We start from the raw sequence: 20,440 nt of genomic DNA, 5'->3' as shown, positions 1-20,440 counted from the left end.
GTCGGACATGCCGGGTCCACTGGAGGGCAAGGTCGCGCTGGTCGCGGGAGCGACACGCGGAGCGGGACGCGGGATCGCCGTGGAACTGGGCGCGGCCGGCGCCACCGTCTACGTGACCGGCCGCACCACCCGCGCCCGGCGCTCCGAGTACGACCGCCCCGAGACGATCGAGGACACCGCTGACCTGGTCACCGCGGCCGGCGGCCGGGGCATCGCCGTCCCCACCGACCACCTCGACCCCGCCGCCGTACGCGCCCTCGTCGACCGCGTCGACGACGAACAGGGCCGCCTCGACGTCCTCGTCAACGACATCTGGGGCGGCGAGCACCTCTTCGCCTGGGACGCCCCCGTGTGGGAACACGACCTCGACAAGGGCCTGCGCCTCCTCCGGCTGGCCGTGGAGACCCACGCGATCACCAGCCACCACGCGCTGCCCCTGCTGCTGCGCACCCCTGGCGGCCTGGTCGTCGAGATGACCGACGGCACCGCCGACTACAACCGCGACACCTACCGCGTCTCCTTCTTCTACGACATCGCCAAGTCCTCCGTCCTGCGCATGGCCTTCGCCCTCGGCCATGAACTCGGCCCGCGCGGCGCCACCGCCGTCGCGCTCACCCCGGGCTGGATGCGCTCCGAGATCATGCTCGACCAGTTCGGCGTGCGCGAGGACAACTGGCGCGACGCCTTGGTCGAGGTCCCGCACTTCGCCGTCTCGGAGACCCCGCGCTACGTCGGCCGGGCCGTCGCCGCCCTCGCCGCCGATCCCCGACTGGCCCGCTGGAACGGCCAGTCGCTCTCCAGCGGCGGCCTCGCCGGGGTGTACGGCTTCACCGATCTCGACGGCAGCCGCCCGGACGCGTGGCGGTACCTGGTGGAGGTGCAGGACGCGGGGAAACCGGCGGACGTGACCGGCTACCGGTGACGTGCGCGGTCAGATGCGGGTCACCGGCCAGCGCCCCGAGTGGCCCGGCGGCAGCGCCAGATCGTCCCGTACGGCCGCGTAATAGCCCTCGCGCTTGGCACGCTGACGCTCCATCAACTCCTGCCAGGCCTGCGGGTCGTGGGTCTCCGCGCGCATGAAACGCTCCATCGCCATCACCGCGCCGACCCACGCCCTCGCCTTGTCCACCACCGCCGTGCTTCCCAGCAGGAGCAGCGCCTCGCCGGGTGGATCCCGGTCCACGGTCGCCTGGGCCAGCAGTGGTTCCGCCTCGGCCGGGGAGAGCGGGTGCGGATGCGGGTCGTTGCCGAAGTGGGAGGCGACCCGGTAGGTCAGGGTCACCGACCTCTTCAGCGCCCGGGCGTACTCGGCGTACACCTCCAGCCGCCGTTCCTCCCAACGGGCGTCCCGCTCGCGGCGGAACCTCGCCTGATCGCCCCGCACGATCGCGACGTACGAGCCGAGCGCACCGATCACGACACCGATCAGCGCGGGGAGTTGCTGGATGAACGCGTTCATGTCCGCACGGTATCTGCCGAGTTGATCGTTCCGGCAGTACGTTCGGACGCATGACTGACACAACGCGCTTCGAGGGGTACGGAGTTCTCGTCACCGGTGCGGCCCGCGGGATCGGCGCGGCCGTCTCACGGCGGCTGGCGGCGGAGGGCGCGCGGGTGCTGGTGACCGACGTCGATCTGCCCGAGGCGGAGAGGACGGCGGCGGCGCTGCGTGAACTCGGTCTCGCCACCGAGGCGTTCGGCTGTGACGTGGCAAGCCAGGACTCGGTGGACCGGGCGGTCGCGCGGGCCGTGGAGTCGTTCGGGGCACTGGACGTCCTGGTCAACAGTGCCGCGCACTGCACGCCCGACCACCCGCTCTTCGAGGACGAACCGGACGACGAGTGGGCCAGTGACCTCGACATCACGCTCACGGGTCCGTACCGGTGCTGCCGGGCCGCCCTCCCGCACCTCGTCGCCTCCGGACGCGGGGCGGTCGTCAACATCGGCTCCGTGAACGGCAGTCAGGACTTCGGCAACCACGCCTACAGCGCGGCCAAGGCCGGACTCGCCTCGCTGACCCGCACCCTCGCCGGACACGCGGGACCACGGGGTGTGCGGGTCAACCTGGTGATGCCGGGCACGGTACGGACCTCCGCGTGGGAGGGCCGGGACGCCGAACTCGACGCGGTCAGCGAGCTGTTCCCGCTCGGCCGGGTCGGTGAGCCCGAGGACATCGCCGCCGCGGTCGCCTTCCTCGCCTCACGGGACGCGTCCTGGATCACCGGCACCACCCTCGCGGTCGACGGCGGGCTCACCGCGGTCAACTCCGGGTTCCACCAGTCCCTTTCAGCGCGCGGGGCCGAGGGGCAGTGACGCGAGTGCCGCCAGCACCCGGTCCGTGTCGGCCTCGTCCGTACGCCAGTTGCTGAACGCGGCACGCAGCGCCGGTGTCCCGTCGAGGACCGTCGGGGTCAGGAACGCCTCGCCGGTGGCCGCGACCGCCTCGGCCACGGCGGCCACCCGTTCCTGCGTGGGGTCGTCGGTGAGGGTGAAGCAGACGACGTTCAGCCGGACCGGCGCCGCCAGCCGCAGGCCCGGGAGCGCGGCGATGCCCTCGCCGAGCCGGTGGGCGAGGGCCACGTTGCGTTCGACGATCTCGCGGTGCCCGGCACGGCCGTAGGCCGTCAGGGAGAGCCAGGCGGGGAGGGCGCGCAGGCGCCGGGAGTTCTCGGGCGTGAGGTGGAGGAAGTCCGGGTCGCCGGTCGGCAGGCCGAGGTACGGGGACGCGTTGTGGAACACCCGGGTCTGGAGGTCGCGGCGGCGGGTGAACTGGACGGCCGCGTCGTAGGGCACGTTGAGCCACTTGTGGAGGTCGACGCAGACCGAGTCGGCCGCGTCGAGGCCGTCGACGAGGTGCGCGTACGCGGGGGAGAGCGCGGCGAAGCCGCCGAACGCGGCGTCCACGTGCAGCCAGAAGTCGTGCCGGTCCTTGAGCGCGGCGATGGCCCGCAGATCGTCGAAGTCGACGGTGTTCACGGTGCCCGCGTTCGCGACGACGATCACCGGGCGGCCCTTCGACCCGGCCAGGGCGGCGTCGAGCCGGGACACGTCGACCGCCTCGCGGTTCCCGGCGAGGACGGGCACGTGGCGCAGCCGGTCGCGGCCGATGCCCAGCACGGACAGGGCCTTGGTGACGCTGGAGTGCGGGCTGCCGGAGAGCACGTCCACCGGGCCGAGCGCGGCGGCCCCCTCGCGCGACACGTCGACCCCCAGGCGCTCGCCGACCCACTCGCGGGCCACGGCCAGCCCCACCGTGTTGGACACGGTCGCGCCGGTCACGAAGGCGCCCGAGTGCGCGGTACCGAGCCCGAACAGCTCGCGCAGCCAGTCGACCGTCTCCCGCTCCAGGGCCGACGCCCAGGACCCGGCCGCGCCGGACACGTTCTGGTCGTACGCGCTGGTCAGCCAGTCGCCGGTGACCGACGCGGGGGTCGCGCCGCCGGTCACGAAGCCGAGGTAGCGCGGGCCCGCCGAGCCCGAGAGGCCGGGCGCCCACCGTTCGGCGAACCGGGTGAGCGCCGCCTCGCCGCCGAAGCCCTCGGCCGGCAGCGGCTCCCGGTCCGGTGCCTTGTCGAGCCGGACGACCGGCCGCTCGGCGACCCCGGCCAGCTCGCGGGCGGCGAGGTCACGGGCGGACTGGAGGAGTTCGGGGAGCCGGGCGAGGTCGGCGGCGAGAGTGCGGTGCATGCTCGGCAGCGTAGGCGGCGGCGGAGGGACGGGTATCGGGCCACTTCGGCGGAACTGGACTGAAGTGGGCGACGGTGTCAGTCGTCGTGGCGGGAGCGGTGCGGAAGGTGGCCCTGGCGCAGCCGGAGCCAGGTGTCGCGGGCCCGGCGGCCCGCACGCGTGCGGCTGTGCGCGACCATCTCCCGCGCCTCCCGCTCGGACGCGGCCATCGCGGACGAGCCCCGCAGCGGCTTGCGCGCGGTCTCGCGCAGGAACAGGGCGGCGATCACCCCGATCACGCCGGTGACCATGAGGTAGTAGGCGGGGACGAGTTCGTTGCCCGTGACGTCGACCAGCGCGGAGGCGATCAGCGGGGTCGTGCCGCCGAACAGGGAGACCGAGAAGTTGTACGCCAGGGACAGGCCGCCGTAGCGCAGATGGGTCGGGAAGAGCGCGGGGAGGGTCGCGGCGCTCGTCCCGGCGAAGCAGACCAGGAACAGGCCGAGGATCGCGCAGCCGATCGCGGGGAGCACGATGCCGCCCTGCCGGATGAGCTGGAAGACGGGGATGGAGAAGACCACCATGGCGCCGCCGCCCCACAGGAACAGCGGTCTGCGGCCGTAGCGGTCCGAGGAGCGGCCGACGGCGGTGATGGTCAGGACGACGAGGACCATCGTGCCCAACACCAGCAGCTGCGCGGTGAGTTCGGACTCGCCGAGGGTGGAGCTCATATAGGTCGGGAGGTAGGAGGTCACCATGTAGTTGGTGACGTTGTAGAGCAGGACCAGGCCGACGCAGACCAGCATGGCCTGCCAGTGGTCGGTGAAGAGTTCCTTGAAGCGGCCCTTGCCGGACATCCGGGCCTCCTCGCCCCGCTTCTCCTCGACCTCCTGGAACGCGGGCGTCTCCTCCAGCCGCAGCCGCATGTAGAGGCCGATCAGCCCGAGCGGTCCCGCGATGTAGAACGGGATGCGCCAGCCCCAGTGGACCATCTGGTCCTCGGACAGGGCGGCGGTCAGCACGGTGACCAGGCCGGAGCCCAGCGAGTAGCCGATGAAGGTGCCGAAGTCGAGCCAGCTGCCGAGGAAGCCGCGCATCCGGTCCGGTGAGTACTCCGCGATGTAGGTGGTGGCACCGGCGTACTCGCCGCCGGTCGAGAAGCCCTGCACCAGCCGGCAGAGCAGGAGCAGCAGCGGCGCGGCCACGCCGATCGAGTCGTAACCCGGCAGGAAGCCCACGGCGAAGGTGCTGGCCGCCATCATGATCATGGTGACGGCGAGGACCTTCTGGCGTCCCACCCGGTCGCCGAGGGGTCCGAACACGAGCCCGCCGAGCGGCCGGACCAGGAAGGCCGCCGCGAAGGTCGCGAACGTCGAGATGACCTGGGAGCCCGGTGAGCTGGACGGGAAGAAGACCTTGCCGAGGGTCGAGGCGACATAGGCGTAGACGCCGAAGTCGAACCACTCCATCGTGTTGCCGAGCGCCGCCGCCGACACCGCGCGTCGCACGGCGGGCCGGTCGGCCACCTTCACGTCGTCCGGGCTCAGGGACTTCTTGCGCCGCCGCAGCAGCGTGCGCACCATCCGTTCGGTGCGCGCGTTCCCCGAACCGAGTCCGCGTCGTGGATCGCCCTGGCGTGCGGGATCCCGCCTGTTTGACCTCATGTGCACCTGTGCGTGTCGTCGGGATTCCGCTTCGCGCGCCGTGCGGTCCGCGGAAGGCTGATTGATCACACCTAACCGGTCGGGGCCACCCGGAAACCCGCCGTCCGCTTACGGAGGCCGTCTTCCGCCGGGACGGCCGAGCGGCGGAGAATGTCACCGTTTCGTCGCGGTCCGGCCCGGGGCACAACCGCGCGGCCCGTGCGCCGGTCTAGGTGGCAGAGATCGCGGTACAGGCTGAGGGGGAAGGTCCGACATGAGGGACATACGCAGACGAGGTGCCATAGCGCTCGGTGTCACCGGGCTGGTGGCACCGCTCACGCTCGCGCTGGGCAGCGCTCCGGCGCAGGCGGCGTCGAGCTGTACGACACAGAAGGGGCCGTACCAGAAGCAGGTCGAGAAGTTCCTCGGTCGGCCGGTCGACGGGAAGCAGTCCGCCGCCGACTGCAAGGCCATCAAGGCCTTCCAGACCAAGCACGGCATCACACCGAACATCGGCTACGCGGGATCCGTCACCTGGGGCGTGATGGACCTCATGAACAAGCAGAAGGCCGTCGGCACCAAGCCCAACGCGGCCGGCAAGTGCCCGACCAACAAGGGCCGCATCGCCTGCGTCAACCTCACGCTCCAGATCAGCTGGATCCAGGACGGCAGCCGCCTGGTCTACGGCCCGGTCCCGGTCCGCACCGGCCGCGACGGCTACGAGACCCGCACCGGCCTGAAGAAGATCTACTGGCGGGACATCGACCACGTCTCGAACATCTACGACGTGCCGATGCCCTACAGCCAGTTCTTCGACGGCGGCCAGGCCTTCCACTCCGTCAACCTCAGCATGTGGAACCCGCCGGGCTCGCACGGCTGCGTCAACATGACCCCGGCCACCGCCAAGAAGTACTGGTCACTGCTGAAGAACGGCGACGACGTCTTCGTCTACGGCCGCAGGCCGGGCACCTGACGGACGGTCACCCGGCTTGCGCAACTCCGTCGGAAGGGCGTGCCGTTACGCGGGCGCGTCCCCGAAGTCCGGGATCTCCAGCCTCGCTCCGCCCTGCCGCGCCGAGTCGTGCGCGATGATGCCCGGCAGGGTGTAGCGGGCCGCGACCCACGCGTTCACGGACGGCAGGGTGCGGGAGTTGACCGCGGTCACGAAGTCGTCCGCCAGGAAGTGGTGGCTGCCCTCGTGGCCGTTGTGCAGGTTGTCGAACTCCCGCGGCAGCCGCGACCGGTCGTGCACCGGAGCCGAGCCCGAGGTGAAGGCGGCCCGCAGGTCCGGCGCGATGTGCTGGAGTGACGGATCGTCAGGAGACATGGTGGGCTTGGGCTCCAGCAGCTCGCTGATGTCCCGCACCCCCTTCTTGTCCTGCCAGAACGCCACCGTCGCGAGCTGCTCCATGCTCGCGTCCGTGCCGAAGAACCGGAAACGCGACTCCCGGATCTGGGAGGGATAGCCCACCCGCCGGAACTCGTTCGTACGGAACGAGCCGCCGCCCGCGACCTCGAACAGCGCGGTCGCGTTCGAGAAGTCGTTGCCGAACTGGCTGACGTCCTTGTCGAACACGCCGTCCCCGCGCTCGTCGACCACACCGATCGCGGACACGCTCACCGCGTGCGTCTGCCACGCGCCGAGCACCCCGCCCACCGAGTGCGTCGGGTAGAGCAGCGGCGGATAGCTGGCGGTGGCCTTCCAGTTGTCGCCGCCGCTGTACTGGTACGCCTCGTAGAACCCCAGATCCATGTCGTGGACGTAGTCGCCCTCGGCGTAGAAGATCCGCCCGAAGGCGCCCTCCGCGATCTGGTTGCGGGCGTGCACGGTCGCCGGGTTGTACTGGCTGGTCTCGCCCATCATGTACGTCAGCCCGGTGGCCCGGACCGCGTCGATGATCGCCGCGATCTCCTCCGTGCTGATCGCCATGGGCACCGCGGAGTACACGTGCTTGCCGGCGGCGAGTCCCTGGAGGACCAGGGGGCCGTGGGTCCAGCGCTGGGTGAAGATCGCGACGGCGTCGACGGCCTTCGACTCCAGCATCGCCTCGTACGAGGGGAAGGTGCCCGCCAGCCCTTGTTCGGCGGCGAGTTGCTCCGCGCGCTCCGGCAGGAGGTCGGTCACATGGACCTCGCTCACGCCGGGATGGGCCTGGAACAGTCGGGCGAACTGGCCGGAGAACTGGCCTGCTCCGACGATGCCGAGGGAGAACGTCATAGGTGCGTGTCCTTCTCTGACGGGGGTGTGACGGACCGAGCGGTCACCGACCGGAGGGTCACTGACCGAGGATGAAGTTGATCTGCTTGTTGGTCTTGTCCAGGCCGCCGACGGGTGCGTCGTTGGCGTAGACGTCCTGCATGGCGGGGTGCATCAACGCGTACACGTCCGCCGCGTAGTTGGTGATCGGATAGGAGAAGGTGGTGAAGTCCTTCTTGTCGGCCACCGGCTTGGTGAACGCCGTGACGTCGATGCCCTTCTTCTTGTAGGCGGCGACGGCGGTGTCCGTGCCGTCCGGGGTCGCGGGGAACACGATTCCGTAGCTGCCGACCGTTTTCTGGCAGTCGTCGGAGGAGAGATACTCGACCCACTTCTTCGCGCCCGGTTTGTTGTGGGCGTTCTTGGTGATGGAGTCGGCGAGACCGTTCATCATGGTCGCCCGCTCACCGCTCGGACCGGCCGGCGTGTAGGCCGTGCCGACCTTGATGCCCTTGGCCCCGGCGTACGTGGAGATCATCCAGGCCCCGTCGAACGAGGTGGCCGCCTTGCCCGCCGCGACCTGCGCGTTGGCCGGGTTGGCGCCGTCGCTGTAGTCCGTGTACGGCGCGAGATAGCCCTTCTTGGCCAGCCCGAAGTACCACTTGACCACGGACTGGAAGGTCTTGCTGTCGTACTGGTACTCGGTGCCCCAGCGCTTCTTGTCCGTGTAGTTCCAGCCCGCCGACCCGGTGAACGGACTCCAGGTCGTCTGCCCGTCGGCGTCGCCCGCGCCGCCGCTGGCGAGGCCGTAGGTCCTGACGTGGTTCTTGTCGAAGCCCGGTTCGTCGCCGCGTCGGCCGTTCCGGTCGACGGTGAGGTGGGCGATGGCCTTCTCGAAGGTGCCGCCGTCCGTCGGGTTCCAGGACAGGGTGTTGAGCTGCTCCGCGTCGAGACCGGCCGACGCGGCCATCTTCTGGTTGTAGAAGAGGGCGACCGTGTCCCAGTCCTTCGGGGCGCCGTAGCGATGGCCGTCCTGGCCCACCCAGTTGGCGGCCAGCCCGGGCTGGTAGTCCGCCGCGTCGATGCCGAGGTCGTCGAGCGGCTGGAGCACCTTCAGGTCGGCGAACTGGCCGAACTTCTGGATGTGGTCGGTGAACACGTCCGGCTGGGTGCCCGCGATGAAGCTCGCGGTGAGCTTGGTCCAGTAGTCGGCCCAGCCCAACTGGGTGATCTTCACCGTGAGTCCGGGGTTCTCCTGCTCGAAGCCCTTCGCGCAGGCCTGATAGGCGGGGAGCTGGTTGGAGTCCCACAGCCAGTAGGTCACCGTGTCGGATCCCGACCCCACGGAGCCGCCGCCCGCGCAGCCCGCCGTCAGGGACAGTGCGAGTGCCCCGGTCAGTGCCACGACCGTACGAATGCGCATGCCCGTCCCCTTACTTGATTCCGGTGAAGCTGATGGAGCTCACGATGCGGCGCGCGAACACACCGAAGAGCACGAGCATCGGGAGCGCGGCGATCAGGGTCGCCGCCATCAGGCCCGACCAGTCGTAACCGGTCTGCGGGGTCTGCGACCGGAAGATGGCCAGGGCCACCGACAGCACACGGGAGCTGTCGCTGTAGGACACCATCAGCGGCCAGAAGTAGTCGTTCCAGGACGTGATGTACGTCAGCACGCCCAGCGTCAGGATCGGCGTCGAGGCCATCGGCAGCAGGACCCGGAAGAAGACGCGGACCTTGCCCGCGCCGTCGAGCAGGGCGGCCTCCTCGACCTCGCGCGGGACGTTCATGAAGAACTGCCGGAGGAAGAACACCGCGAACGGGGTCATGAACATCGTGGGCAGTGCGATCCCCAACAGGGAGTCCACGAGCCCGAGTTGCTTGATGAGGACGAAGTTCGGCAGCAGGGTGAAGATCGCCGGCACCATCAGCCCGGCCAGGAACAGCCCGAACACACGGTCACGGCCGCGCCAGCGGAGCCGGGCGAAGGCGTAGGCGGCCATCGCGGAGAAGAACACCTGGCAGACGGTGATCAGGGTCGAGACGAGCACCGAGTTGAGCAGATAGCGCCAGAAGGCCAGTCCGCCGCCCGAACCGCCTTGCGCGATGGCCTCCTTGGTGGACTGGAGGCCCAGGGCGCGTTCGAAGCCGCCGGTGGTGAAGTCGACCGGCAGCGGGTCCGAGGGGTGGGCGGCGAGACCGGTGTTGGTGGAGAGGGCGGTGCGCAGGATCCAGTAGAAGGGCAGCAGGGTGATCAGCATGATCGCGGCCATCACGATCCAGGCGACGACCTTGCCGGCCGAGAGCGGGCGCCGGGGCGGCCGTACGGTCCGCCGCTCGGTCGTCGTGGGGGTGTTGGGCACGTTGGGTGTGGTGGTGAGGGTGGCCATGTCGACTCCTTCCCGTCAGCCGAGGTCGGTCTGGCCGGCGCGGGTGAGCCGGTACTGGAGGAACGTGATCGCGCTCAGGACGACCAGCAGGGCCACGGACATCGCGGACGCGTAGCCGAACTGGAAGCGCCCGAAGGCCGAGCCGTAGATGTAGTACTGGAGGACGTTCGTCGCGTTCGCCGGTCCGCCCGCCGTGGTCACCGCGACCGTGTCGAACACCTGGAACGAACCGATCACCGTCATGATCAGCACGACCGCGAGGACCGGTCGCAGCAGCGGCATCGTGATCCGCCAGAACATCCGCCACTCGCTCGCGCCGTCCACCTTCGCCGCCTCGTACATGTCGTTCGGGATGGCCTGGAGTCCGGCGAAGAGCAGCAGCGCGGTGTAGCCGACGTGCCGCCACACGTTGATCAGGGCGATCGTCGGGATCGCCCAGGTCTTGTCGGCGAGGAAGGGGATGTGGTCGAAGCCGAGGCCGCCGATGATCTCGTTGCCGATGCCGAGCTGGGTGTCGAGGATCCACAGCCAGACGATGCCGGCGACGACGTTCGACATCAGGTACGGCGTGAGCACGATCCCGCGCAACAGGGCGGACTGGGTGAGGCGTTGGAGCAGGACGGCGATGGCGAGGGCGGCCACCGTCTGGATGCCGATGTTGATGATCACGTACTCGACGGTGACCTTCAGCGACGACCAGAAGATGGGGTCGTGGACCATCCGGTCGTAGTTGTCGAGGCCCACCCACTTCGCCGGCGTCAGCAGGTTGAAGCGGGTGAAGCTGAGATAGACGCCCCGCAGCGTCGGCCAGAGAAGGAAGACCAGGAAACCCAGCAGGGCCGGGGCGATGAAGACCGCCGCCAGCCGACCGTCGCCCGCGTCTTCACGGGCCCGCGGCCGACGGGTCGGGGGACTGCTTGAGGCGATGGTCATCTGGAGACTCCCTTGTCTGCGACGGCTCGTCCTCGGGTCACATACTTTTGAGGCGGAAGAATCCCTGCGTCAAGAGTCCTGCAGTCATCTTTTCCAAGCCACTGTTCCAGCCATAGAGTGGTCACGTTAGTTCCAGAGTGAAAAAATCTCGCTTATGGGAGTCTGACGCTCATGACCACACGTGCCGCCAGCTGGCAGCCGCTGAGCCCCGGTGAACGCTCGGTGGCGATCGAGGTACTCGTCCATGGCCCGCTGTCGCGCACCGACCTCGCCCGGCGGCTCGACCTCTCGGCCGGCAGCCTCACCCGCCTCACCAAACCGCTGATCGAGTCCGGCCTGCTGGTCGAGGTCCCCGACGGCGGCCCGGCCGAGGTCCGCCAGGGCCGCCCCTCGCAGCCCCTCGACGTGGTCGCCGAGTCCCGCACCTTCCTCGGCCTCAAACTCACCGAGGACATGGTCTACGGCGTCGTCACCACCCTCAGGAGCGAGATCGTCGCCCGCCTCGACCGGCCGCTCACCACCCATGACCCGGAACAAGTGGCCGACGTGCTCGCCGAGATGACCGCCGAACTCGCCGCCCGCTTCCCCACGCTCACCGGTATGGGCATCGGCGTCGGCGGACTCGTCCAGGACCGTGCCGTGGTCGGGGAGTCGCCGTTCCTGGAGTGGAGCGACGTCCCGCTGGCCGAACTCGTCGAGCGGCGTACGGGGTTGCCGGTCGTCGTCGAGAACGACGTGGCCGCGCTCGTCGAGGCCGAGACCTGGTTCGGCGCCGGCCGCGGCCTCGACCGCTTCGTCGTCCTCACCATCGGCGCGGGCATCGGCTACGGCCTGGTCCTCGGCGGCAAGCGCGTGCCGTACGCCGAGGAGGACCGCGGGTTCGGCCGGCACTGGATCCTGAACCCCAACGGACCGCTCACCCCGGCCGGCGAACGGGGCAGCGCCGTCTCGCTGTTGACCATCCCGAGCATCCGCTACCAGATCCGGGCCGCCACCGGCCGCGATCTGACGTACGAGGAGATCCTCGCCGGCGCCGCTGCCGGCGAGCCGATGGCCGTCCGCGTCATCGACGAAGCGGCCCGCGCGCTGGGCACGTTGGTCGCCCAGATCGCCAACTTCGTGCTGCCGCAGAAGATCCTGCTCGCCGGAGAGGGCGTCGGCCTGATGGACGTGGCCGGCAAGACGGTGGACGACACCCTCCGTGCCCACCGGCACCCGCTGGCCCTGCCGCTCGACGTCGAGACGAAGGTCTCCGACTTCCACGACTGGGCGCGCGGCGCCGCCGTGTTGGCGATCCAGGTGCTGGTCCTGGGTGTGGCCGAGGTGTGAATTGCGTTACGGGGCTTGACAGATGGACGTGATCAGCAACACGGTCCGATATGTCCGATTGGCTCGTGATTACTCACATCGCCTTCACCTTCGGCGACGTATGCTTCACAGCATGTCCACCAGCGTTGAATCAGCCACCGAGCGATCGGCAGCCGAGGTCAACGAGGAGATCAGGGCCCTGTGGCTCCGGTCGGGCGGGACACTGAGCGTCGAGCAGCGCGAGGAGTACCGGCGGCTTGTGATGGAGTGGGCCGCCGCGGCTCCGTCGGCGGCCTGAGGGCCGCCGGGCCGACCGACGCAGGTGTCGTGGGGAGCCCGTCGCCCGGCCCTCCTCCTCGTGACCTTCGGCCGACCCGGTCGATGTCTGTCACCCCTTGTCACCCCCTGTTGAACCCCTTTCCCTCCCTCTTCCCCGCTGAGCTCCTCCGAGTGATCAGCCCCACATCGTCGAGTAGTGCCGCTGGAAGGCCTTGCGGTCCTGCTCCGCGCGGATCCAGCGCGTCGCCACCAGCGCGATCAGACTTCCCGCGATCACCAGCAGACCCGGGCCCACGTTCTTGGGGTCGGTCAGCCGGGACGCCAGCGTCGTCGCGCCCGATGTGGTGTTCGTCGCGGGCGCCGAGGTCCCGGGCGTGACCGTGCCCGCGGCTGCCGCACCGGCGGGTGAGGCGCCCGGCGCGGGCGAGGCGGCCGTCTTCGGCGCCACCAGCAGCTTCACGTTCAGCGCCGACAGCGCCTTCGTCAGCGGCTGGAAGAACGTCGTACCGCCCGCCGTGCAGTCACCGCTGCCGCCCGAGGTCACGCCCAGCGCGATGCCGTTGGCGAACAACGGGCCGCCGCTGTCGCCCGGTTCGGCGCACACCGTGGTCTGGATGAGCCCGGTGACCGTGCCCTCCGGATAGTTGACCGTCGCGTCCAGCGCGGTCACCTCGCCGTCGTGCAGCCCGCTGGTGCTGCCGCTGCGGAACACCTTCTCGCCCACGGCCGCGTCGGCCAGGCCCGTGATGGTGACCCCGTTGCCGTTGCCTATCGCGACGACGTCCGCGCCGTCGCCCGCGGAACCGCTCGCGTACTGCACCAACGAGAAGTCACTGCCGGGGAAGTTGTCGGAGACCGTCTTGCCCAGCTGCTGGTCGCCCTGGTTGTTCGCGAACCAGATCGACCCGACCGGCCCGCAGTGCCCGGCCGTGAGGATGAAGTCGTCCTGCCCGTTCGTCACGTTGAAGCCCGCCGAACACCGGCCGCCGGTCGACAGGATGGGCTGCGCGCCGTTGATGCGGGTCGTGAACTTGCCCTGCGTGCGCTGCATCTGGACCGAGGCGCCGATCCCCTTCGCGACCTTCGTCATCGCGGACCACTCGGCCGTGGAGACCGAACTGTCCGCCTCGACCAGCACCCTGTTGTTGCGGTAGTCCATCGCCCACGCGGTGCCCGGCACCTTGGGCGCCGAACTCAGCGTGCCGGCCGCCGACTTCAGCACGTTCATGCTGTACCGCACGACCTTCGGCTCGGCACCCGCCTTCTTCACCTCGGCCGCCGTCTTCTCGTCGGTCACCGCGACGACCGTACGGCCGCCGGTGTCGACCCAACTGCCCGCCGTACGGGCCGAACCGAGCTTCGCCACCAGGGCGGAGCCCTCGTCCGCGGGCGTCTGCGGCGCGCTGAGCGTGTCGGCGCCCGTGCCGGTGGAATCGCTGGCCATGGCCGCCTGGGTGACCATGGCGCCTCCCAACAGGAGTCCGCCGACGGCCGCCAACCGTGTAACTCGCCGGATGACCCGTCGTCGTGCGTGCCTCATGCCTGGCTCCCGAACCCCGAACGTGCGGTGACGACACCGCGGGGCTCTCCGGTCGTCGAGTGCCCTTCCTCCATACGTGAACCGGCGCCCTCCCGTTCACCCGACGGAGCACCGGCTTCACTTCCTGCCGTCAACAGGCGCGCCGCACGGCCGAGTTGACCTCGACAGTGCCCAGCCGTGGCCCGCTGGCGGCGTCGCCCCAGACGGAGTCCGTGCCGAGGTAGGGGCGCAGCAGCGCGGTCAGGGCCGGGTCGCCGCGGCCGTTCAGTTCGTCGGAGGCGAGCTTGCGGGCGATACCGGCGAGGAAGTCGGCCAGCTGCACCCGCGCGTCGGACCGTGCGGCGACGAGCTCCACCTCGGTCAGCGGCGCCGCGTCCATGATCCAGGCGACGCGCTCGGGCGTGAGCATGTTCTGCCGGTCGTGCACCAGCCGGACACGGCGGCCGTCGGCGGTCCAGTACCGGGCCGTGCCGACGATCGCGGGCAGCAGCGGATTGAGCAGGGGGAACAGGACCGGGGAGTCCCGCAGCCGCTCCCGGTACGACTTCGCGCGCGACCGCGCCGCCGCGAGCCGGCCGACGATCACCCCCGCGGCCGTAGCGGCATACGCGTCGCGCAGGCTGTCCACCGTGCGGAAGAAGACGTCGGCGGGGGCCGTCGGCGCCCCGTCGTTCCTGACCCGCAGCAGCCGGTTGGACGCGGTCAGGAAGTCCCGCCAGCCCCGCTCGCCGAAGGTCCGGGGCCCCTCACGGAACAGGGCGGCCGCGTCGAGGCCCTCGGCCGCCCCGCCGAGCAGCAGGCCGACCACGCGGTCGACGACGAAATACGTCTTCTCGGTCAGATGCACATGGGCGTTCCCGTCGCGCAGCGGTCCGGCGGGGCCGAGGAACGACTCCATGACCGCCCGGTGTTTCTCCCGCAGCAGGTGGTTCGCCTTGTACTCCTCCGCGGGCGAGCGGATCCGGCGCCGGATCTCCCGCACATACTCGGCGGCCGTCTCCTGGGGCAGCCGCACACTGGCGTGCGCGAACACGTCCGTGTTGCCGCCGGTGAGGTTCTCGCCGTCCGAGCCGGACTCGTCGCAGGCGATCTCCGTGACCACGCCGTTCTCAGGACTCCCGGTCATCGCACATCCCCTCGGTCGTGCCTCATGACCAGCATCCCGCAGGACCCGACCGGTGAACCGGACCGCCGCCGCGCCCACCGTGTCATGGACATCCGGCCCGGCTGCCATGATGACCTCATGCGCGTGCTGATGCCGGTCCCGGACCACGACTTCGACGTCACCGAGGTCGCCGTGCCCTGGCGAGTGCTCACCGACGCCGGGCACGAGGTGGTCTTCGCGACCGAGCGGGCCGGGACCCGGCCCGCCGCCGACCCCCGGCTCCTCACCGGCGTCCTCTTCGGACAGCTCGGCGCCGAGGACGAACCCCAGCGGTTCTACCAACAGCTCACCCGGGCACCGGAGTTCGGCGCCACCGTCGCGTGGGCGGACCTGGACGTCACCGGCTTCGACGGGCTGCTGCTGCCCGGCGGACACGCGCCCGGCATGCGCCAGTATCTGGGTTCGCCCGAACTCGCCGCCGCAGTCGGGGAGTTCTGGACGCTCGGCCGCCCGGTCGGCGCGATCTGCCACGGCGTCCTCGTGCTCGCCCGCACCCGGGACGCCGCCACCGGCCGCAGCGTGCTCGCCGGACGCCGTACGACGTGCCTCCCCAAGTACATGGAACGCACGGCCTACGTGACCACCGCCTGGCGTCTCGGCCGCTACTACCGCACCTACCCGGCCTACGTCGAGGACGAGGTGCGGGCCGCCCTCGACGACCCGGGAGCACAGTTCGAGCGCGGCCCCAGGGAGCTGACCCGGCGCGGCACCGCGAGCGACGACACCCACGCCTTCGTCGTCCAGGACGGCGGCTATCTCTCGGCGCGGTGGCCCGGCGACGCCTACCTTTTCGCCCGTCGGTTCCTCGATCTGCTGCGGGACCCGCCGGGTGCTTAGACTGCCGACCATGGACGAGACCCCGCTGGACCGGCTCGGCGCAGGCCAGTACCTGCTGATCACCAGCTACCGCAAGAACGGCACCCCGGTCGCCACCCCGGTATGGGTCGTGCGGGACGGAGACACCCTCGGGGTGTGGACGGTCGCCGACTCCTGGAAGGTCAAGCGCATCAGGGCCCGCGCCGACGTCCTCGTCGGCCCCTGCGACCTGCGCGGCAACCCCACGGGCAGCCCGGTCTCCGCCACCGCCGAGATCGTCGACGCCGGGACCACCGCCCGCTACCGCGCCCTCATCAAGCGGAAGTACGGCGTCACCGGCCGGATCACGCTCCTCGGCAGCCGTCTGCGCCGGGGGCTCGACGGCACGGTCGGCATCCGCGTGACCCTCGCGCCCTGACGGCGTTGCCCTCACCCACCGACAGCAGGGAGCGGTCGTGGACCCCGCGCTGAACCCGGACAACCTGCGGCTGCGGCAGGAGCGCGTCGTCTTCGCCCGGATGCGCGGTACCCAGGACCGGGTCGCCGACGCGATCACCGCCTTCGCCGGCACCATGCTCTTCGTCTACATCCACGCGTTCTGGTTCGCTGTCTGGATCGCCCTCAACGAAGGACTCCTCGGGCAGGCCGGGATCTTCGACCCGTACCCCTACGGGCTGCTCACGATGATCGTCAGCCTGGAGGCGATCTTCCTGTCGACCTTCGTCATGGTGAGCCAGAACCGTCAGGCGGCCCGCGAGAACGTCCGCGCCGACCTCGACTTCGAGACCAACGTCCGCTCCGAGGTGTGGTCTGCCCACATCGGTGCCGCGCTGGGCCTGGACCCCCGTGAGATCGAACAACGCGTCCAGGAACTCCTCACCGAGAACCGGGCCAAGATGAACGGCGGCCCGCAGAAACCGGGTTGAGCACGGACGCGCCGAGGCCGGCCGCACGGCGAAGGGGCCGCGGCACTCACGCCACGGCCCCTTCACTTCCCACGGCGTCCCGGCGGACGATCCGCCACGACCTTCCGCTACGACGCGTCGAGCACCGTTCCGGTCAGCTCCGGTCCGCCGCTCTGCGGGTCGCCGTTCTGGTCCACGGCCACGAACCGTACGGACTCGGGCTGTTCCGTCACCTGGTCCGTGATCGTGGGCACGCTGATGTCGCTGCTGAGCCGCCCCGCCGGGACCGACGCCCAGAGGTACAGGCCCGGCACCCTGGACAGGGCCCGCTCGGGGGCGGGTTCCTCACCGGAGGTCTCGCTGAACCACGTCGGGTCGACGTCCAGGGTCGACAACTCCGGCCCCGGGGTGACCGGTTGGACGACGAACGACGGGTTCAGCTCCACGTCGGCCGGTGCGGACAGCGTCACCTTCCACATGAGGGGCCGGCCCTCGGTGACCCGGTCCGCGACCGGGGCGACCTCGAACGTCGGCATCGGGTCGTCGTTCTCGGTGGTCACCCCGCCCCGGTGGGCGCCGACGACCGCGCCGTGCACCGCCTTCACGAAGATGTCGTGCCGGACGCCGTAGTCGAAGCGGGTGTTGCCCCGCACCGTCACCGGTACGTCGATGGTGTCGTGGCCGGGCCGCACGGTCACCAGCCGTGACGTGTCCTCGTTCGTGAGCGGGTCGCTGACATACAGCCGGACCTGGCCGCTGCCCCGGCCGGAGACCCGGACGGGGACGCGGTACGTCCTGACGCCCGAGTCGCCCTCCTTGACGGTGAGCCGGCCGATGTCGACGCGGGGGAGCGGAGCCGGGACGGCCGCCGGGGTGCCGGGGCGCCAGCCCCAGGCGTCCATCAGCCAGGCCCGGCCCGAGCCCGAACGCGCCGTCAGATCAAGGGACATGACGTGCCGCAGGTCGAGCCCGGCGCGGGTGGCGGCGGTCAGCGGCACGCGGACCTCGCGGGCCCAGTACGAGGCCGTGCGCTCGGTGCCGGGGAGGCCGTCGACACGGACCCGGCCGAGGGTCGCGCGGTGTCCGGCGGTGTCGGTGACGGACACGTCGAACCGCGTGCCCGTCGTGTTCGGCGGCACGATCACGCGCAGGGCGAGATCCCTGTCCCCGCCCAGGGAGACCGGCGTGCCCGGACGCACGGTCGCCTTCGAACCCGCGGCGGACCAGCGCAGGGCCACCGCCCGGCGGCCCGCCTCCTTCGAGGTCTCCCAGGTCGCGAAGTGCGGGGAGCCGCCCCTGGTGTCGGGGCCGAGGCAGGCGACGGCCGGGTCGGGGTCCACCGCGGAGCACAACCTGCCACCGGAGACGGCGACCCGGTCGTCCGGCAGGAACCCGGCGTCGCGGTGCGCGCCCACGGCGTGGGTGAGGACCCGCGCGGGGTCCGCCGAGGGGGCGCGGCGGCCGGAGCCGTCCAGCAGCTCGCGGGCGCGGTCGTCCCCGGCGACGAACAGCCGTGCCGCCGTGGCGATGTAGGTGGAGCCGGCCCGGTGCTGCTGGTCGGCGGTCAGCCGGGTCGCGGCGCCCGGCGAGCACACCGGGTCCCGCTGGTCGGGGTCGTCGTAGAAGTCGTCGGACGCGGGCGCCTGGGCCTGGCCTGGCGTCCACTCGGTGTTGAAGAAGTTGTGGTCGGCGCCTTCGACGTAGACCGCGCTGTGCAGGGCGGTGCCCTTGCTGACCCCGCGCGTGCCGTCGACGTACACCTCGCCCTGGAGGTCGGAGACGTCACCGTCGCAGCCGGGCAGGATCGTCGCCGACGGGACGTCGGCCACCGGGTTCTGGCCGAAGATCGTGGGGCCGATGAGGACGGTGCCGCGGATCTTCCAGCGGACCGGGCCGCGGTAGCCGTCCTGGGCGGCCGGCGGCGGGTAGAGGCTGTCCATCGCCGCCCGGTTGACGCCCTCGCCGCCGCGCGAGTGGCCGACCAGCAGGACGCGGGAGAGGTCGGCGCGGGGCGCGCCGCGGACGACCGCCGGGGCCGTCCCCGGGTGCGCGGACCACGCGGCCCAGCGGGCCAGGTGCAGCCGGACCAGCGAGGAACGGGCCTGCGCGCCGGCGTCCTCGACGTCGGCGTCCTGGGCGTTGATGCCGTTCGCGGAGATCGACACCGTCACATAGCCCTGGGAGGCGAGGAGTCGCTGGTCGCGCAGGTAACCCCGGTAGCTGGGCACCGACGTGAGGCCGGCGGGGCAGGGCCAGTCACCGGTGACGTCCTCGGTGCCCGGCTTGTAGCAGGTGTAGTGGCGGCCGTGCAGGAACAGGGCGAGGGGCCGCTTGCCGGTGGCGCCCTTCGGCGCGACCACGACGGCCCGCATCTCGACGGGTGCGGGGAACCCGGGCAGTTTCACCGGGTCGAGCGTGTACTCGCCGGTCGTCGTGCGGTACGAGCCGGGCCTGCCGGGGTCGATCGCACCGGCCGGGAGCGGGGCCGCGGGCCGTGCGACGGCTCCTGAACGTCCCGTGCCGGAGCCGGTGTTGTCACCGGCCGCGTCCAACCGGCGGCCCGCGGACAGGACATGAAGGTCCGTCAGTTTTTTCGGCGGAACGGCGCCGAGGCCGAGCCGGAACGTGTGTCCGTCCTTCGCCGGTCGCGGCACACCGAGGAGTCGGTCACCGGCGTGGAACTCCACCCGGGCGTCCCCGATGGGAATCCGGGTGTCCGAGCGCCAGACCAGTTGCTGCGCGGAAGCCTTCCCCGTGATCCGCCAACCGGGCGGGAGCGTACCGTCGGCTGCCGCGGTCGCCGTGACCGGACCGGCGTCCGAGGCAGGCACCGCCTGCGCCGGTCCGGACATCCCTCCCGCCACCGCGAGCACCGTCGCGGCCGTGACCCATATTCGCCGGGCACGGAACAAAGTGTTCTCCTCCTCTGACCCCAGGCTCAGGCGTCCCGTCGATCACGGGAGCCTCTCGCGCCCCGGAGGACGGAGCGCGGAGCCTGTGGGTTGCCTGTGAAGGAGGATCGGTCCGATCTTCGTCGGCCCGGCGTGAACTCGTCCCCGCGTCAGGGGCGTTCGGGGCGCGCCCGTGGGGCGACGCGGACCGGGGCGGTCAGTGCCAGGCCCGGTACGGCTCGTCGATGAGCTGGAAGACCGGCTCGCCCCGCACCGGGTCCTTCGCCGTGGACAGCCGGACGCGGTCGCCGCTGTGGATGCCGATGGGCGGGCCGATGACCCGGCCGCGCACCACGAAGCCCTCGGCCATCTCGACCAGCGACACGTTGCGGGCGGCCGGGGTGTTGCGGTGCACGATCGTGGAGTGGCGGACCGTGCCGGTGCCCTCGCTGCGCTCCGTGTGCAGGTCGCCGCCCTGACAGACCGGGCACAACAGTCGGTGGTACATGGCCGTTCCGCACCAGGTGCAGCGCTGGAAGTGGATGGTGTCGTCCGCGGTGTGCGCGTCGAGCACGCCCGCCGGGGAGCCGCCTGCCGGACGGGTCGCGAATCCTGAGTGGTGGTACACGCTGTCAACTCCCTGCGCTCGGCCGGAATCCCGCGTGCGCGGCCGAGCCGGGCACGTAGGTGCGCGGTACGCCGTGCGACCG

The 20,440-nt window shown here is 70.9% G+C and carries 19 protein-coding genes; 8 read left to right on the top strand and 11 right to left on the bottom strand.

Annotated features, from left to right (window positions below):
* Nucleotides 1–7: 7 nt before the first annotated feature.
* On the top strand, nt 8–922 hold the full coding sequence (locus tag ACIPTO_RS19350) for an SDR family oxidoreductase (protein WP_401193591.1): 915 nt from the start codon (nt 8–10) through the stop codon (nt 920–922).
* Nucleotides 923–931: 9 nt separating this feature from the next.
* On the opposite strand, the gene ACIPTO_RS19345 is transcribed toward ACIPTO_RS19350, so the two are convergent.
* Nucleotides 932–1,459: a hypothetical protein gene (locus tag ACIPTO_RS19345; RefSeq protein WP_366317168.1), complete on the bottom strand. Its 528-nt coding sequence runs from the start codon at nt 1,457–1,459 to the stop codon at nt 932–934.
* Nucleotides 1,460–1,509: 50 nt separating this feature from the next.
* On the opposite strand from ACIPTO_RS19345, the gene ACIPTO_RS19340 reads away from it, so the two are divergent.
* Entirely contained in the window at nt 1,510–2,313 is an 804-nt protein-coding gene (locus ACIPTO_RS19340; protein ID WP_401193589.1) for an SDR family NAD(P)-dependent oxidoreductase, read from the top strand.
* Here ACIPTO_RS19340 and ACIPTO_RS19335 read toward each other — a convergent pair.
* A complete protein-coding gene (locus ACIPTO_RS19335; protein ID WP_401193588.1) occupies nt 2,287–3,687 on the bottom strand; it encodes a pyridoxal phosphate-dependent decarboxylase family protein in 1,401 nt (466 codons plus the stop codon). The two genes, ACIPTO_RS19340 and ACIPTO_RS19335, sit on opposite strands and share 27 nt — an antisense overlap.
* Before the next feature lie 77 nt (nt 3,688–3,764).
* Nucleotides 3,765–5,249 carry a glycine betaine/L-proline transporter ProP gene (gene proP, locus ACIPTO_RS19330; protein ID WP_366318275.1) on the bottom strand — a complete coding sequence of 495 codons (1,485 nt, stop codon included), beginning with the start codon at nt 5,247–5,249 and terminating at the stop codon, nt 3,765–3,767.
* A 334-nt stretch (nt 5,250–5,583) separates the two neighbouring features.
* On the opposite strand from proP, the gene ACIPTO_RS19325 reads away from it, so the two are divergent.
* Nucleotides 5,584–6,282, top strand: a complete 699-nt coding sequence (locus ACIPTO_RS19325; RefSeq protein WP_401193586.1) for a L,D-transpeptidase family protein — start codon at nt 5,584–5,586, stop codon at nt 6,280–6,282.
* A 45-nt stretch (nt 6,283–6,327) separates the two neighbouring features.
* On the opposite strand, the gene ACIPTO_RS19320 is transcribed toward ACIPTO_RS19325, so the two are convergent.
* The 4 genes from ACIPTO_RS19320 to ACIPTO_RS19305 are packed head-to-tail and all read right to left on the bottom strand — an operon-like array spanning nt 6,328 to nt 10,826.
* Nucleotides 6,328–7,527: a Gfo/Idh/MocA family oxidoreductase gene (locus tag ACIPTO_RS19320; RefSeq protein WP_366317176.1), complete on the bottom strand. Its 1,200-nt coding sequence runs from the start codon at nt 7,525–7,527 to the stop codon at nt 6,328–6,330.
* 58 nt (nt 7,528–7,585) lie between these two features.
* On the bottom strand, nt 7,586–8,929 hold the full coding sequence (locus tag ACIPTO_RS19315) for a sugar ABC transporter substrate-binding protein (protein ID WP_366317178.1): 1,344 nt from the start codon (nt 8,927–8,929) through the stop codon (nt 7,586–7,588).
* A gap of 10 nt (nt 8,930–8,939) precedes the next feature.
* Nucleotides 8,940–9,893: a carbohydrate ABC transporter permease gene (locus ACIPTO_RS19310; RefSeq protein WP_366317180.1), complete on the bottom strand. Its 954-nt coding sequence runs from the start codon at nt 9,891–9,893 to the stop codon at nt 8,940–8,942.
* A gap of 15 nt (nt 9,894–9,908) precedes the next feature.
* Nucleotides 9,909–10,826, bottom strand: coding sequence for a carbohydrate ABC transporter permease (locus tag ACIPTO_RS19305; RefSeq protein ID WP_401193582.1), 918 nt, complete (start codon nt 10,824–10,826; stop codon nt 9,909–9,911).
* A 171-nt stretch (nt 10,827–10,997) separates the two neighbouring features.
* Here ACIPTO_RS19305 and ACIPTO_RS19300 point away from each other — a divergent pair, with 171 nt between their 5' ends.
* A complete protein-coding gene (locus tag ACIPTO_RS19300; RefSeq protein WP_401193579.1) occupies nt 10,998–12,155 on the top strand; it encodes an ROK family protein in 1,158 nt (385 codons plus the stop codon).
* Nucleotides 12,156–12,267: 112 nt separating this feature from the next.
* Nucleotides 12,268–12,432, top strand: a complete 165-nt coding sequence (locus ACIPTO_RS19295) for a hypothetical protein (protein ID WP_366318345.1) — start codon at nt 12,268–12,270, stop codon at nt 12,430–12,432.
* 156 nt (nt 12,433–12,588) lie between these two features.
* Here the strand turns inward: ACIPTO_RS19295 and ACIPTO_RS19290 are convergent, their stop codons facing one another.
* Nucleotides 12,589–13,953 (bottom strand): S1 family peptidase, encoded by a 1,365-nt coding sequence (locus ACIPTO_RS19290; RefSeq protein WP_401193577.1) that lies wholly within the window; start codon nt 13,951–13,953, stop codon nt 12,589–12,591.
* A 130-nt stretch (nt 13,954–14,083) separates the two neighbouring features.
* A complete protein-coding gene (locus ACIPTO_RS19285; protein ID WP_401193574.1) occupies nt 14,084–15,079 on the bottom strand; it encodes a hypothetical protein in 996 nt (331 codons plus the stop codon).
* A 24-nt stretch (nt 15,080–15,103) separates the two neighbouring features.
* Here ACIPTO_RS19285 and ACIPTO_RS19280 point away from each other — a divergent pair, with 24 nt between their 5' ends.
* The 3 genes from ACIPTO_RS19280 to ACIPTO_RS19270 are packed head-to-tail and all read left to right on the top strand — an operon-like array spanning nt 15,104 to nt 16,860.
* Entirely contained in the window at nt 15,104–15,955 is an 852-nt protein-coding gene (locus ACIPTO_RS19280) for a type 1 glutamine amidotransferase domain-containing protein (protein ID WP_401193572.1), read from the top strand.
* Nucleotides 15,956–15,965: 10 nt separating this feature from the next.
* Nucleotides 15,966–16,352, top strand: a complete 387-nt coding sequence (locus tag ACIPTO_RS19275) for a PPOX class F420-dependent oxidoreductase (RefSeq protein WP_366317191.1) — start codon at nt 15,966–15,968, stop codon at nt 16,350–16,352.
* Between the two features lie 37 nt (nt 16,353–16,389).
* The gene (locus tag ACIPTO_RS19270) at nt 16,390–16,860 is read left to right on the top strand and encodes a DUF1003 domain-containing protein (RefSeq protein ID WP_401193569.1); all 471 of its coding nucleotides are present in this window, start codon (nt 16,390–16,392) and stop codon (nt 16,858–16,860) included.
* A gap of 107 nt (nt 16,861–16,967) precedes the next feature.
* Here the strand turns inward: ACIPTO_RS19270 and ACIPTO_RS19265 are convergent, their stop codons facing one another.
* The gene (locus tag ACIPTO_RS19265; RefSeq protein ID WP_401193567.1) at nt 16,968–19,691 is read right to left on the bottom strand and encodes a hypothetical protein; all 2,724 of its coding nucleotides are present in this window, start codon (nt 19,689–19,691) and stop codon (nt 16,968–16,970) included.
* Between the two features lie 256 nt (nt 19,692–19,947).
* The gene (locus ACIPTO_RS19260; RefSeq protein WP_366317197.1) at nt 19,948–20,358 is read right to left on the bottom strand and encodes an OB-fold domain-containing protein; all 411 of its coding nucleotides are present in this window, start codon (nt 20,356–20,358) and stop codon (nt 19,948–19,950) included.
* Between the last annotated feature and the right edge of the window lie 82 nt (nt 20,359–20,440).

It is taken from the genome of Streptomyces sp. NPDC090083 (genome assembly GCF_044747445.1).
GTDB lineage: Bacteria > Actinomycetota > Actinomycetes > Streptomycetales > Streptomycetaceae > Streptomyces.
The sequence above is the reverse complement of the archived record's forward strand: the minus strand, read 5'-3'. Positions and strand labels throughout refer to the sequence as shown.

What these genes read in the sequence shown, in the direction of transcription:
- ACIPTO_RS19350 (WP_401193591.1), top strand. Translation starts at nt 8, where the DNA reads ATGCCGGGTCCACTGGAGGGCAAGGTCGCGCTGGTCGCGGGAGCGACA.
- ACIPTO_RS19345 (WP_366317168.1), bottom strand. Translation starts at nt 1,459, where the DNA reads ATGAACGCGTTCATCCAGCAACTCCCCGCGCTGATCGGTGTCGTGATC.
- ACIPTO_RS19340 (WP_401193589.1), top strand. Translation starts at nt 1,510, where the DNA reads ATGACTGACACAACGCGCTTCGAGGGGTACGGAGTTCTCGTCACCGGT.
- ACIPTO_RS19335 (WP_401193588.1), bottom strand. Translation starts at nt 3,687, where the DNA reads ATGCACCGCACTCTCGCCGCCGACCTCGCCCGGCTCCCCGAACTCCTC.
- proP (WP_366318275.1), bottom strand. Translation starts at nt 5,249, where the DNA reads ATGGTGCGCACGCTGCTGCGGCGGCGCAAGAAGTCCCTGAGCCCGGAC.
- ACIPTO_RS19325 (WP_401193586.1), top strand. Translation starts at nt 5,584, where the DNA reads ATGAGGGACATACGCAGACGAGGTGCCATAGCGCTCGGTGTCACCGGG.
- ACIPTO_RS19320 (WP_366317176.1), bottom strand. Translation starts at nt 7,527, where the DNA reads ATGACGTTCTCCCTCGGCATCGTCGGAGCAGGCCAGTTCTCCGGCCAG.
- ACIPTO_RS19315 (WP_366317178.1), bottom strand. Translation starts at nt 8,929, where the DNA reads ATGCGCATTCGTACGGTCGTGGCACTGACCGGGGCACTCGCACTGTCC.
- ACIPTO_RS19310 (WP_366317180.1), bottom strand. Translation starts at nt 9,893, where the DNA reads ATGGCCACCCTCACCACCACACCCAACGTGCCCAACACCCCCACGACG.
- ACIPTO_RS19305 (WP_401193582.1), bottom strand. Translation starts at nt 10,826, where the DNA reads ATGACCATCGCCTCAAGCAGTCCCCCGACCCGTCGGCCGCGGGCCCGT.
- ACIPTO_RS19300 (WP_401193579.1), top strand. Translation starts at nt 10,998, where the DNA reads ATGACCACACGTGCCGCCAGCTGGCAGCCGCTGAGCCCCGGTGAACGC.
- ACIPTO_RS19295 (WP_366318345.1), top strand. Translation starts at nt 12,268, where the DNA reads ATGTCCACCAGCGTTGAATCAGCCACCGAGCGATCGGCAGCCGAGGTC.
- ACIPTO_RS19290 (WP_401193577.1), bottom strand. Translation starts at nt 13,953, where the DNA reads ATGAGGCACGCACGACGACGGGTCATCCGGCGAGTTACACGGTTGGCG.
- ACIPTO_RS19285 (WP_401193574.1), bottom strand. Translation starts at nt 15,079, where the DNA reads ATGACCGGGAGTCCTGAGAACGGCGTGGTCACGGAGATCGCCTGCGAC.
- ACIPTO_RS19280 (WP_401193572.1), top strand. Translation starts at nt 15,104, where the DNA reads ATGACCAGCATCCCGCAGGACCCGACCGGTGAACCGGACCGCCGCCGC.
- ACIPTO_RS19275 (WP_366317191.1), top strand. Translation starts at nt 15,966, where the DNA reads ATGGACGAGACCCCGCTGGACCGGCTCGGCGCAGGCCAGTACCTGCTG.
- ACIPTO_RS19265 (WP_401193567.1), bottom strand. Translation starts at nt 19,691, where the DNA reads ATGTCCGGACCGGCGCAGGCGGTGCCTGCCTCGGACGCCGGTCCGGTC.